The organism is gamma proteobacterium symbiont of Axiagastus rosmarus (assembly GCF_059730925.1).
The window spans coordinates 2,461,043-2,473,955 of the sequence record NZ_AP035925.1 but is presented as its reverse complement, the minus strand read 5'-3'; the positions used below and the strand labels follow the sequence as shown (position 1 = coordinate 2,473,955).

Here is a 12,913-nt window from a genome sequence, read left to right as displayed (position 1 = left end):
CACGCCGGTTATGCCTCGGTAACCCGGGATCGGGTTGCGGCAGGAATGCGCGGTAACAACTTCAGGAGGACATTCCTGTGAATAAATCAATGTTAGCGGGTATTGGAATCGGCGTAGCAGCAGCGTTGGGCGTGGCCGCCGTCGCCAGCATGGATGTGTTTGATCGTGGCCCGCAGTATGCTCAGGTGCTTTCGGCAACGCCAATCAAAGAGAGCATCAAGCAACCGCGTCAGGAGTGCCGCAACGTTACCCTCACGCACCGTCGTCCGGTGCAGGATGAGAACCGCATCGCCGGTTCCGTACTGGGTGCCGTGGCCGGTGGGGTGATTGGTCACCAGTTCGGCGGTGGCCGCGGCCGGGATATCGCGACCGTAGCCGGTGCGCTGGCAGGCGGCTACGGCGGTAACCAGGTGCAGGGTGCGCTGCAGGATCGTGACACTTACACCACCAGCGAGCAGCGCTGCAAAACCGTGTACGATAAACAGGAAAAAATGCTGGGTTATGACGTGACCTATAAAATAGGCGACCAGCAGGGCAAAATCCGCATGGAGAATGACCCTGGCACCCGCATCCCGCTCGACCGTAATGGTCAGCTGATCCTGAATTCGAATCAGGCCTGATTGGGCAAAGCTACTTCACAGCAGCAGTAACAAAAAAAGCGCCGCAAGGCGCTTTTTTTATGCTCTGGCTACAGCACCGTACGCAGCAGCGCGTCGCATAGCGCTGCTGCGTAACGGCTGGGCGATCAAACCCGGTTCTTCGCCAGCTCGGCGACGAAATTCTGCACCCATTCCATGCGCGTTTTGCGTTCGCTGAGATCGCGGGTGAATTTCAGTCGTGTCGGGCCATCCAGCTTCCACTGCTTCGCATCTTTCTGCAGCAGGCCGATCAGCCAGCCGGGATCGACCTGATTCTGCGGCGCGAACTCAAAGAAGCCGCCTTTTTCGCTGGCTTCGATTTTGCGCAGCCCCAGCTGGCGCGCCACCAGGCGCAGCGCGGCGATGTCCAGCAGGTTACGCGCGGCGTCGGGCAGCTTGCCGAAGCGGTCAATCATCTCAATTTTCAGCTCGGCCAGCTCCTGTTCATCGGCCGCACTGGCGATGCGTTTGTACAGTGACAGGCGCGTATTGACGTCCGGAATAAAATCATCCGGCAGCAGGGCAGGCATGCGCAGCTCAATTTCGGTCTGATTGCTGGTGAGATCTTCCAGCGACGGTTCACGTCCGGCCTTCAGCGCATCCACCGCGTTTTCCAGCAGCTCCATGTAGAGCGTAAAGCCGATGGTTTCCATCTGGCCGCTCTGATCTTCACCCAGCAGCTCGCCGGCACCGCGAATCTCCAGATCGTGCGTCGCCAGCGCAAAGCCAGCGCCCAGATCCTCCAGCGAGGCAATCGCTTCCAGTCGCTTCTGGGCATCGGTGGTCATCGCCTTCGGATGCGGCGTCAGCAGCCAGGCATAGGCCTGATGATGCGAACGGCCGACGCGGCCACGCAGCTGATGCAGCTGCGCCAGACCGAAATGGTCGGCGCGCTCAATGATGATGGTATTGGCGCTGGGTACATCGATCCCGGTTTCGATGATGGTGGTGCACACCAGCACGTTGAAACGCTGGTGGTGGAAATCGTTCATCACCCGTTCCAGATCGCGCTCGCGCATCTGACCGTGGCCGATGGCGATGCGCGCTTCCGGCACCAGCTCGGCCAGCCGCTGTGCCGCTTTCTCGATGTTCTCGACGTCGTTGTAGAGATAGTAAACCTGGCCGCCGCGCAGCACTTCACGCAGGATCGCTTCGCGCACCACCAGGCTGTCATACTCGCGCACGAAGGTTTTCACCGCCAGACGGCGCGCCGGTGGCGTGGCGATAATCGACAGATCGCGCATGCCGCTCATCGCCATGTTCAGAGTACGCGGAATCGGCGTTGCGGTGAGCGTCAGAATATCGACGTCAGCGCGCATCGCTTTAATGCGCTCTTTGTGACGCACGCCGAAACGATGCTCTTCATCGACGATCAGCAAACCGAGATCGCGCCACTTCAGATCGCTCATCAGCAGCTTGTGGGTGCCGATCAGAATATCAATTTTGCCCTCGCTGGCCTGTTCCAGCACCTGCGCCTGCTCTTTGGCGCTGCGGAAGCGCGACAGCATCTCAATGCGCACCGGCCAGTTGGCGAAGCGGTCGCGGAAGTTGTCGTAATGCTGCTGCGCCAGCAGGGTGGTTGGCACCAGCACCGCCACCTGTTTGCCGTTCTCCACCGCAAGGAAGGCAGCGCGCATCGCCACTTCGGTTTTACCAAAGCCAACATCGCCGCACACCAGGCGGTCCATGGCCAGCGGCTGGCACATATCGCTGAGCACGGCGTTAATTGCCTGCGCCTGATCCGGCGTGGTTTCAAACGGAAAACCTTCGCAGAACAGCTGATACTGCTCGCGGTCGTGCTTAAAGGCAAAGCCGGCCTTGGCCGCGCGCTGGGCGTAGATGTCCAGCAGTTCAGCGGCCACGTCACGGACTTTCTCCGCCGCTCTCTGCCGCGCGCGTGACCAGGCATCGCTGCCCAGTTTGTGCAGCGGCGCATTTTCATCGGCGCCGCCGGCGTAACGGCTGATCAGATGCAACGATGACACCGGAACGTAAAGTTTGGCATCGCCGGCATAGGAGAGCATCAGATACTCGGCCACGATACCGCCGGCTTCCAGCGTGGTCAGGCCGATGTAGCGCCCCACACCGTGTTCAAGATGCACCACCGGCTGGCCCGGGTGCAGCTCGGCGAGGTTACGAATCAGTACATCCGGATTGATGGTGCGGCGATTGTCCTGACGCCGCCGGCTGACGCGCTCGCCGAGCAGATCGCTTTCGCAAATCAGCGCGCGCTGGCGCTGGGTGTCGATAAAACCGCGCTCGCTGGCGCCAATCATCAGGCTGTACGGCTGCTCATCGGCCTGCTCGAAGTGATCGATCGGCTGCGGGCGCAGTTTGATGCGGGACAGCAGCTCCTGCAGGCTCTCACGGCGACCTTCGCTTTCTACCGAGAAAATCACCTGACCGGTAAACTGTTCGAGGAACTGACGCAGCAGATCGAGCGGCGCTTTGGCCTGCGCCTGCACCGTCAGCTCCGGCAATGGCTGATAGCCCAGATTACTGTTCGCGGCTTTCTCCGGCAGCGTTTCAGCGCTGAGCTGCATGCGCGGCCAGTTTTTCAGCTCGCTGAGCAGCGCATCCGGGCGCAGCCACAGCGTGGCCGGCTCCAGCAGCGGGCGCATAGGATCGATGCGGCGATTTTCATAGCGTGCGTTAGCATCCTGCCAGAAACGTTCAGCGCTGGCGTGCAGATCGCCGCTGTTCAGCACCAGCGTGCTGGCGGGCAGATAGCTAAACAGGGTAGGCAGTTCCTGCTCGAAAAACAGCGGCTGCCAGTACTCAATCCCGGCCGGCAGCGTGCCTTTGCTCACCTGCTGATAGACGTGCTCAGGTTCGCGCCGCACGTCGAAGGTTTCACGCCAGCGGCTGCGGAACAGCTCAATGGCCGCTTTGTCAGTGGGAAATTCATGCGCCGGCAGCAGGTTAATGGCGCTCACCGCCTCCAGCGTGCGCTGTGAATCGACGTCAAACAGGCGCAGGCTGTCGATCTCATCATCAAAGAAATCGATGCGGTAAGGCTGATCGCTGCCCATCGGGAACAGGTCGAGCAACGCGCCGCGCGTCGCGTACTCGCCATGCTCCATCACCTGATCGACATGGCGATAACCGGCCTGCTCCAGCTGGTCGCGCAGCGCATCGCGCGACAGCTTCTGGCCCTGCTGCATCACCAGCGCATGGCCGTGCAGGAAGCTGTGCGGGCAAACGCGCTGCATCAGCGTGTTAACCGGCAGAATCAGCATGCCGCGCGTCAGGGTGGGCAGCTGGTACAGGGTGGAGAGACGGGCGGAGATAATGTCCTGATGGGGCGAGAAGCTGTCGTAGGGCAGCGTTTCCCAGTCAGCAAGATTGGTGACCGGCAGATCGGTAAACTGTCTGATCTCCTCCTGCAGTCGCAGGGCCGATTGCATATCCGGGGTAATCATCAGCACCGGACCGTGGTGGCGTTCGGTGATGCTGGCACACTCAACCGCCTGCGCGGCGCCGACCAGCTGACCGAGCTGACGATGGTCGCCTGCTTTAGCAGGCAGGGTATAACGACGCTGTTCCGACATAAGGTCCGACATTCTCTCCTCAGTTTCCAGGGCGTCATCATTCCACATTCCGCCGTGAGGATCATCTCTCCTTTCTGAGTTTATGTCAGGGTGCATGAATGCGCACCTTACATCAGCGGCACCCTGAAGGGACGCCAGTATGGCCGGTCGCCAGGTCGTCATTGATGGCGACCTGGCCGCGTCACGTTATTTACTGGATTGCTGTGTGTAGTGCATGCGAGGACGATCCACATTGGCCCATGACAGCTCGCGCTCGACATGGTAGCTGTTGTTGCCATCGTCCCACTTCACATAATAACCGGTTAGCGCGTCTCCCTGCTCAAAGACATTGACCACTTCGCCTTTGATCTCGCCAGATTTATGTTTAACGATACTGCCCTTAGGAAACCTGCTCATGGTAAGAACCTCCGTACTGCGCTTACTGTGATGCGAAAACCGGTACTGCAAGCTAAGTCTAACCCACCTGCTGACGAATAATCGTACTAATAGCGTCACTATTTTGTCGTAATTTTGTGCATTGTCGCGCAGGAGGACGCATTTTGACGCAACTTTGCAACTGACTCAGCGGGTTAGAGGTTTCATAAAGCAGACGGCTCCTTTATCATCGCTCTACTTAATTTTGGGCAACGGCCAAGACGGATCTCATGTATCAACCAGTCGCGTTATTCATCGGTTTGCGCTACATGCGTGGACGTGCTTCAGACCGTTTCGGTCGTTTCGTCTCCTGGCTCTCGACTATTGGTATCACGCTCGGCGTGCTGGCACTGGTGACGGTGCTGTCGGTGATGAACGGCTTTGAGCGCGAGCTGGAAGGCAACATTCTCGGCCTGATGCCGCAGGCGCTGGTGACCAGCGACACCGGCAGCATCAATCCGCAGCAGATGCGCGCACAGGATCTCAAACTGCAGGGCGTGACGCGTATTGCGCCGCTGACCACCGCCGATGTGGTGTTGCAGAGTGCGCGCAACGTGTCGGTGGGCGTGATGCTGGGCATCAATCCCGACGAACAGGATCCGCTGACGCCTTATCTGGTCAACACCCAGCAGAGCGTGCTGCAGCCGGGGCAGTATAAGGTCATTCTCGGTGAACTGCTGGCCCAGCAGCTGGGTGTGAAGCGCGGCGATCAGCTGCGCCTGATGGTGCCATCGGTCAGTCAGTTTACCCCGGTGGGGCGCGTGCCGAGCCAGCGCATCTTTACCGTTGCCGGTACCTACGCGGCCAATAGCGAAGTCGATGGCTATCAGATTCTGGTGAACCAGCAGGATGCCTCGCGCGTGATGCGCTATCCGCTCGGCAACATTACCGGCTGGCGCCTGTGGCTGGATAAGCCGCTGAATGTCGATGCGCTGAGTCAGCAGCCGCTGCCGCAGGGGCTGACGTGGAAAGACTGGCGCGAACGCAAGGGCGACCTGTTCCAGGCGGTGCGCATGGAGAAAAACATGATGGGGCTGCTGCTCAGCCTGATCATCGCCGTGGCCGCTTTTAACATCATCACCTCGCTGGGCCTGCTGATCATGGAGAAGCAAGCGGAAGTGGCGATCCTGCAAACCCAGGGCTTAACGCGGCGGCAAATCGTCGCGGTATTTATGGTGCAGGGCGCCAGCGCCGGCATTATCGGCGCGCTGCTCGGTACGCTGCTGGGCGTGCTGCTGGCCAGCCAGCTCAATAATTTAATGCCGGTGATCGGCCTGTTCCTTGATGGCGCCGCGCTGCCGGTAGATATCAATGTCTGGCAGGTGATCACTATTGCGCTGGTCTCGATGGCCGTGGCGCTGCTCTCTACCCTCTATCCGTCATGGCGCGCTGCCGCCGTTCAACCCGCTGAGGCTTTACGTTATGAGTAATACCCCTTTGTTGCAGTGTCGTGACCTGTGCAAACGCTATCAGGAAGGCAGCGTGCAGACCGATGTGCTGCGCAATGTGGCTTTTAGCCTGCAGCCGGGCGAACTGACGGCCATCGTCGGCAGCTCCGGCTCCGGCAAAAGTACCTTACTGCACCTGCTGGGCGGGCTGGATGCACCGACCTCCGGTGACGTGGTGTTTGACGGGAAATCGCTTAACGCCATGTCGTCGGCGGCCAAAGCAGAGTTGCGCAACCGGGAACTCGGCTTCATTTATCAGTTTCACCATTTGCTGCCGGACTTCAGCGCGCTGGAGAACGTAGCCATGCCGCTGTTGATTGGCAAAACCGGCAAAGCCGAAGCGGAAGCGCGCGCACGCGAGATGCTGGCGGCGGTTGGTCTGGAAAAGCGCGCGGCGCACCGGCCTTCTGAGCTGTCGGGCGGTGAGCGTCAGCGCGTGGCGATTGCCAGGGCGCTGGTGAACCGGCCGCGGCTGGTGATGGCCGATGAGCCCACCGGTAATCTCGATGCGCGCAACGCCGATGCCATTTTTGAACTGCTCGGCGAGCTCAACGTGCAGCAGGGCACCGCGTTTCTGGTGGTGACGCATGACCTCAACCTGGCGAAGCGCCTGAGCCGTCAGATGGAAATGCGCGACGGCCAGCTGAGCGATCACCTGACGCTGGGAGCGATCTGATGGCGTCCTCTTTATCCCTGCTGCTCGGGCTGCGCTTCAGCCGCGGCCGGCGGCGCGGCGGCATGGTGTCGCTGATCTCCATCATCTCGACCATCGGCATTGCGCTTGGCGTGGCGGTGCTGATCATCGGGCTGAGCGCGATGAACGGTTTCGAGCGGGAGCTCAACAACCGCATTCTGGCCGTGGTACCGCACGGCGAAATTGAGGCGGTTAACCAGCCATTTCGCAACTGGCAGCCGATGATTGCGCCCATCGAACAGGTGCCAGGCATCGCCGCGGCGGCGCCTTACGTTAACTTTACCGGATTGATTGAGAGCGGTGCGAAGCTGCAGGCGCTGCAGGTGAAGGGCGTTGATCCGCAGCAGGAGCCGCGCCTCAGCGCGCTGCCGCGTTTTGTCAGCGGCGATGCCTGGTCGCAGTTCAGCGCCGGCAGGCAGCAGATCATTCTGGGCGGCGGCATCGCCAAATCGCTCAACGTGAAGCAGGGCGACTGGATCACCATCATGATCCCGAATAATGATGGCGAGAACAAACTGCTGCAGCCAAAACGCATTCGTCTGCAGGTGAGCGGTATTCTGCAGCTGAGCGGCATGCTGGATCACAGTCTGGCGCTGGTGCCGCTGGCCGATGCGCAAAAGTATCTGGATCTGGGCGACAGCGTCAGCGGCATTGCGCTGAAGATGATCGATCCGTTCCAGGCACAGAAGCTGGTGCGCGATGCCGGCGAAGCCACCCACTCCTATGTCACCATCCGCAGCTGGATTGGCACTTACGGCTACATGTATCGTGACATCCAGATGATTCGCGCCATCATGTATCTGGCGATGGTGCTGGTGATTGGCGTGGCCTGCTTTAATATCGTGTCGACGCTGGTGATGGCGGTGAAGGACAAGAGCAGCGATATCGCCGTGCTGCGCACGCTGGGCGCGAAAGACGGCCTGATTCGTGCCATCTTTATCTGGTATGGCCTGCTGGCCGGGCTGCTGGGCAGCGTCAGCGGTGTGGTGGTTGGCGTGCTGGTGGCGCTTAATCTGACGCCGGTGATGCGCGTAGTGGAGCACTTTACCGGGCATCAGCTGCTGGCGGGCGACATCTACTTTATCGACTTTCTGCCGTCTGAGCTGCACTGGCTGGATGTGGCCATCGTGCTGGCGACGGCGATTGGCCTGAGCCTGATTGCCAGCTGGTATCCGGCGCGGCGCGCCAGCCGCATCGATCCTGCCCGCGTGCTGAGCGGTCAGTAAAGACAAAACACGCAGCCGCCTTCGCGGCTGCGCACATTTTCAGCGTCTGCGGCATGCAGCCGTCATACCCAGCCGCTATTATCGGGTCTGAGTAACCCGGAAAACACCCGCAGCGCGGCGTTCAGCGCCGCAGATTAAGGAGCCTTTATGCGCCAACCGCGCCGCCGCCTTCGACTCGCCCGCTACAAAAAGAACCGCCGCAAAGTGCATCAGCGCTTTCGCCAGCGCATCTTTGAGCGCGATCGTCAGGTCGAACTTGCCGCCCATCCGCAGCCGCACGTGGTGGTGCTGACCGGTGCCGGAATTTCGGCAGAATCCGGCATTCGCACGTTCCGCGCGGAAGATGGCCTGTGGGAAGAGCATCGCGTGGAAGATGTGGCGACGCCCGAAGGCTTTCGCCGCGATCCGGCGCTGGTGCAGGGGTTCTACAACGCGCGCCGGCGTCAGCTGCAGCAGCCAGAAATCCAGCCTAACGCGGCGCACAAAGCGCTGGCCGAACTGGAGCAGGTGCTGGGCGATAATTTCCTGCTGGTGACACAGAATATCGATAACCTGCACGAGCGCGCCGGCAGCCAGCGTGTGCTGCATATGCACGGTGAATTACTGAAGGTGCGCTGTAAGCACAGCGGTCAGGTGCTGGCGTGGACGGAGGATGTCGGTCCGGACGATCGCTGTACCTGCTGCCAGTTCCCGTCGCGGCTGCGTCCGCACGTGGTGTGGTTTGGTGAAATGCCGCTCGGCATGGAGGAGATTTATCAGGCGCTGGAACAGGCCGATCTGTTTATCGCCATCGGCACCTCAGGCCACGTCTATCCGGCGGCAGGATTTGTGCACGAGGCGAAACTGCAGGGGGCGCATACCGTGGAGCTGAATCTGGCCCCCAGTCAGGTCGGTAACGAATTCGCTGAAGCGCATTACGGCTTAGCCAGCGAAGTGGTGCCCGAATTCGTGCATACTTTTTTGCGCGGCTTGTATAAATAGTCAGTGCGCTGCGCGTTTCCCCTCATCCCGGCCTTCTCCCGGCGGGAGAAGGGGAAAAACGCGCCCGACTGAAACTCAGCTAAAACCGGCACGAATGAACCCTCTCCCTCTGGGAGAGGGCAGGGTGAGGGCCAGGCCGCACAACCTCCACCTCAGAACCTCACCGTCCCGCTTTCAGCTTCTGGAACAGCGTTTCGTACTGCACGCTGGCGGCACCGACATCGTTCTGCCACTCGCCGTTTTTGATCACTTCAGCCGGCGGATAGAGTGACGGATCGCTGGCCACCTCGGGCGGCAGCAGCTTTCTTGCCGCCAGGTTGGGCGTCGGATAACCGATGGTTTCCGCCACTTTAGCCGCCACATCCGGGCGCAGCAGGAAGTTAATCAGCTTCAGCGCGCCCGCTTTATTTTTCGCATTCGCCGGGATCGCCAGGTTATCCATCCAGAAAATCCCGCCCTCTTTCGGCCAGATAATCTGCAGCGGCGTGCCAGCCTGGCGCGCCACCCAGGCGGAGCCATTCCAGATCATGCCGACGTTGACTTCGCCTTCCATAAACGGATTGCCGGGATTATCCGAGTTGAACGCCAGCACGTTCGGCATCAGCTTTTTCAGCTCTTCATAGGCGGCTTCAATCTGTTTTGGATCCTGCGTATTACCGGAGTAGCCGAGCTTGCGCAGCGCCATCTGGAACACTTCACGCGCGTCATCGGTCAGCAGCAGGCTCTGCTTATACTGTGGTTTCCACAGATCGGCCCATTGGGTCAGGGTTTTCGCATCCACCTCGTCGGTATTCACGCCAATGGCGGTTGCGCCCCAGATATAGGGAATGGAATAGTCGTTGTTCGGATCAAACGGCTTGTTCAGCAGGTCGGGATCGAGGTTGCGGAAGTTGCTCAGCTGTGACTTGTCGATCTTCTGCAGCATGCCCTCGTTGCGCATTTTGGCGATGAAGTAGGTCGACGGCACCACCAGATCGTAAGCGCCCGCTTTCCAGGTTTTCAGCTTGGCGTACATGCTTTCATTGGATTCATAGGTGGAATAAATCACTTTGATGCCGGTCTCTTTGGTGAACTGCTCCAGCAGCCCGGGCGGCACATATTCGGTCCAGTTATAGAAGTAAAGCGTGTTGTTGTCATCCGCCTGAGCGCTTTGCATACCCAGTGCCAGCGCCCCAGCCGCCAGCCAGTGAGACCACTTTTTCATCGGTTATCCTCTATTTGGTTTTATCACGCAGCAACAGCTGACTGGCTGCCACCAGCAGCAGCGACAGCAGCATCAAAATGGTAGCCAGCGCGTTCACCTCCGGCGACACGCCCACTTTCACCATGGAATAAATTTTCAGCGGCAAAATTTCGAAGCCGGGACCGGTGACAAATGACGACACCACCACATCATCCATCGACAGGGTGAAACTCAGCAGCCAGCCCGCGGCCACTGCCGGCAGCGCCAGCGGCAGCAAAATTTTACGCAGAATAGTCACTTCGCTGGCGCCGAGATCTTTTGCCGCCTCCAGCATGCGCACGTCAAAGCCTTTCAGGCGCGAATAGACGGTAATCACCACAAACGGCAGGCAGAAAGTGATGTGGGAAAACAGCAGCGACCAGAAGCCGAGCGAAATCCCCAGCAGCATAAACAGCACCAGCAGCGAAATCGCCATCACGATATCCGGCGACATCATCACCACAAATAGCATACCGCTGACAAACGGCTTGCCGCGAAAACGGTAGCGGTACAGCGCCACGGCGGTGAGTGAGCCGATCAGCGTTGCGCAGCTGGCCGACAGCACGCCCATGATCAGCGAATGCTGCGCCGCCTGAATCAGGCTGTCGTTATTGACCAGCAGGCGATACCACTGGGTGCTGAAGCCCTGCCAGTTGATGCCGAAGCGCGAGGCATTAAAGGAGTTGACGATCAGGATGATGATCGGAATGTAGAACCAGGCATAAATCACGGCCATGAAGCCGTAGCGTAATCCGCGCGCCATCATTGCAATGCCGCCTTGTGATTCAGCAGACGCGCTGCGCGCCAGTAAACCAGCAGCATCAGCCCCATCAGCAGCGTCATGACAATGCTGGTGGCGGCACCAAACGGCCAGTCACGAATATTGAGGAACTGGCTTTTGATTACGTTACCGATCAATAGGTTCTTTGCTCCGCCCATTAAATCCGCTACGTAGAACAACCCCATCGCCGGGATAAATACCAGTAGCGCGCCGGCAACGATACCGGGCAGGGTCAGCGGCAAAATGATACGGATGAAGGTCTGTAGCCTGCTGGCGCCAAGATCGCGCGCCGCTTCCAGGCAGGATTTATCCAGCTTCTCAAGGCTGGAGTAGAGCGGCAGTACCATAAACGGCAGCAGAATATAGATCAGCCCGAGGATCACCGCTTCCGGGGTAAACATGATGCGAAACGGCTTGTCGATGACGCCGAGCCACAGCAGAAATTCATTGAGCCAGCCGCGCGTGCTGAGAAAAATTTTCAGACCATAAATGCGAATCAGAGAGTTGGTCCAGAACGGCACAATCAGCAGAAACAGCATCAGCGGACGCAGACGCGCCGGCAGTCTGGTCAGGCACCAGGCAAAAGGGTAGCCGAGCAGCAGGCAGCACAGCGTGGCGATGCAGGCCATGTTGAGCGAGTGCAGTAGCACGTCGGCATACAGCGGATCGAGGAGCCGGCCGTAGTTGTTCAGGGTGAACACCATGCTGACAAAGTGCGCGTCGTCGCGCGTCAGAAAACTGGTGACGAAGATCATCAGATTCGGCAGCAACACGAACAGCGTCAGCCAGCCGACGATCAGCGCCACAATGGCTTTCTGCAGACGATTACGCATCCGTTTCATACGGCAGCACCACCTCCCAGTTTGGCACCCAGCTGACCGCCATTTTCTGATTCAGCGAGTGGTCAAAATCCGGATCGTCCTCATTAAAGAACTCGCTGACGGTGAGCAGCTTGCCGTTCTCCAGTTCGACGGTAGATTCCAGCGTCATGCCTTTATAGTTGCGTTCGCGCACATAGCCGATCAGGTTTTCGCTGCGGCTGTCGTGATCGATCTCCTCAACGCGCAAATCTTCCGGTCGCAGCAGCACATGCAGCCGATCGCCAGGTTTGACCGGGAACGGGCAGTGAATATCACACTCGCGGCCTTCGACGCGAGCGCGTACCTGCGGCGCTTGCGCGCTGCCGATCACTTCCGCATCAAACACGTTGATTTCGCCAATGAAGCGCGCCACAAACAGGTTCGCGGGCTCTTCGTAGATCTCGCGCGGCGTGCCGTCCTGCTCGATGCGCCCATCGCGCATCACCACGATGCGATCGGACATGGTCAGCGCTTCTTCCTGATCGTGCGTGACAAACACAAACGTGATGCCCAGCTTGCGCTGCAGCGCTTTTAGCTCGTTTTGCATCTGGCGGCGCAGTTTGTAATCCAGCGCGGAGAGCGACTCATCAAGCAGCAGCACTTTGGGCCGGTTGACCACCGCCCGCGCAATCGCCACGCGCTGCTGCTGGCCGCCGGAGAGCTGATGCGGCCGGCGCGCGGCAAAGCTTTCCAGCTGCACCATCGCCAGCGCCTCGTTGACGCGCTGCGTCAGCTCTGGCGTCGGGGTTTTCTGCATGCGCAGGCCAAACGCGACGTTTTCAAACACCGACATGTGCGGAAACAGCGCGTAGCTCTGAAACACGGTATTGATATGGCGATGCTCGGCGGGCGTTTCAGTGATGTCGCTCTCATCCAGATGGATACGTCCGCTGTCGGCGTTTTCCAGCCCGGCGATCAGGCGCAGAATCGTGGTCTTACCGCAGCCGGAGGGGCCAAGCAGGGTGATAAATTCGCCATGACCGATGGTCAGGTCAAAATCCGGGATGATGGTTTTGCCATCGAAAGCTTTACTGATGCCAGAAAGCGTAACCAGCGCCTGCTGCGCGCGTGTTTGCGTCATTTTAGTCACTCAGTCTG

General features: G+C 59.4%; 11 protein-coding genes. 5 read left to right on the top strand and 6 right to left on the bottom strand.

The features are described from left to right. Window positions 1–77 precede the first annotated feature (77 nt). Window positions 78–620 carry a glycine zipper 2TM domain-containing protein gene (locus AC6I8F_RS11585; protein WP_031279257.1) on the top strand — a complete coding sequence of 181 codons (543 nt, stop codon included), beginning with the start codon at window positions 78–80 and terminating at the stop codon, window positions 618–620. A 125-nt stretch (window positions 621–745) separates the two neighbouring features. Here the strand turns inward: AC6I8F_RS11585 and mfd are convergent, their stop codons facing one another. Both mfd and AC6I8F_RS11575 read right to left on the bottom strand, forming a co-directional pair. Then, complete coding sequence (gene mfd, locus AC6I8F_RS11580) at window positions 746–4,189, bottom strand: transcription-repair coupling factor (RefSeq protein ID WP_498028799.1); 3,444 nt, start codon at window positions 4,187–4,189, stop codon at window positions 746–748. A 186-nt stretch (window positions 4,190–4,375) separates the two neighbouring features. After that, on the bottom strand, window positions 4,376–4,585 hold the full coding sequence (locus AC6I8F_RS11575; protein WP_021506388.1) for a hypothetical protein: 210 nt from the start codon (window positions 4,583–4,585) through the stop codon (window positions 4,376–4,378). A gap of 248 nt (window positions 4,586–4,833) precedes the next feature. Between AC6I8F_RS11575 and lolC the strand changes: the two genes are divergently transcribed. The 4 genes from lolC (at window position 4,834) to cobB (ending at window position 8,952) form a co-directional block, all read left to right on the top strand. After that, entirely contained in the window at window positions 4,834–6,033 is a 1,200-nt protein-coding gene (gene lolC, locus AC6I8F_RS11570; RefSeq protein WP_058775436.1) for a lipoprotein-releasing ABC transporter permease subunit LolC, read from the top strand. Next, window positions 6,026–6,727 carry a lipoprotein-releasing ABC transporter ATP-binding protein LolD gene (gene lolD, locus AC6I8F_RS11565; protein WP_021506386.1) on the top strand — a complete coding sequence of 234 codons (702 nt, stop codon included), beginning with the start codon at window positions 6,026–6,028 and terminating at the stop codon, window positions 6,725–6,727. The genes lolC and lolD overlap by 8 nt, the downstream gene beginning before the upstream one ends. After that, window positions 6,727–7,971: a lipoprotein-releasing ABC transporter permease subunit LolE gene (gene lolE / locus AC6I8F_RS11560; RefSeq protein ID WP_498007564.1), complete on the top strand. Its 1,245-nt coding sequence runs from the start codon at window positions 6,727–6,729 to the stop codon at window positions 7,969–7,971. Before lolD ends, lolE begins: the two co-directional genes overlap by 1 nt. 147 nt (window positions 7,972–8,118) lie before the next feature. Continuing rightward, window positions 8,119–8,952 (top strand): Sir2 family NAD+-dependent deacetylase, encoded by an 834-nt coding sequence (gene cobB, locus AC6I8F_RS11555; protein WP_498028042.1) that lies wholly within the window; start codon window positions 8,119–8,121, stop codon window positions 8,950–8,952. A 160-nt stretch (window positions 8,953–9,112) separates the two neighbouring features. Here cobB and potD read toward each other — a convergent pair whose 3' ends face one another. From potD to potA, 4 genes are read right to left on the bottom strand one after another with little or no spacing between them, the layout of a single operon-like run. Further along, on the bottom strand, window positions 9,113–10,156 hold the full coding sequence (gene potD, locus AC6I8F_RS11550; RefSeq protein WP_088517713.1) for a spermidine/putrescine ABC transporter substrate-binding protein PotD: 1,044 nt from the start codon (window positions 10,154–10,156) through the stop codon (window positions 9,113–9,115). Window positions 10,157–10,166: 10 nt separating this feature from the next. Then, window positions 10,167–10,940, bottom strand: a complete 774-nt coding sequence (gene potC / locus AC6I8F_RS11545; RefSeq protein ID WP_088517712.1) for a spermidine/putrescine ABC transporter permease PotC — start codon at window positions 10,938–10,940, stop codon at window positions 10,167–10,169. Then, the gene (gene potB / locus AC6I8F_RS11540) at window positions 10,937–11,788 is read right to left on the bottom strand and encodes a spermidine/putrescine ABC transporter permease PotB (protein WP_104092825.1); all 852 of its coding nucleotides are present in this window, start codon (window positions 11,786–11,788) and stop codon (window positions 10,937–10,939) included. Before potB ends, potC begins: the two co-directional genes overlap by 4 nt. Beyond that, the gene (gene potA / locus AC6I8F_RS11535) at window positions 11,781–12,896 is read right to left on the bottom strand and encodes a spermidine/putrescine ABC transporter ATP-binding protein PotA (RefSeq protein WP_498028041.1); all 1,116 of its coding nucleotides are present in this window, start codon (window positions 12,894–12,896) and stop codon (window positions 11,781–11,783) included. The genes potB and potA overlap by 8 nt, the downstream gene beginning before the upstream one ends. Window positions 12,897–12,913 lie beyond the last annotated feature (17 nt).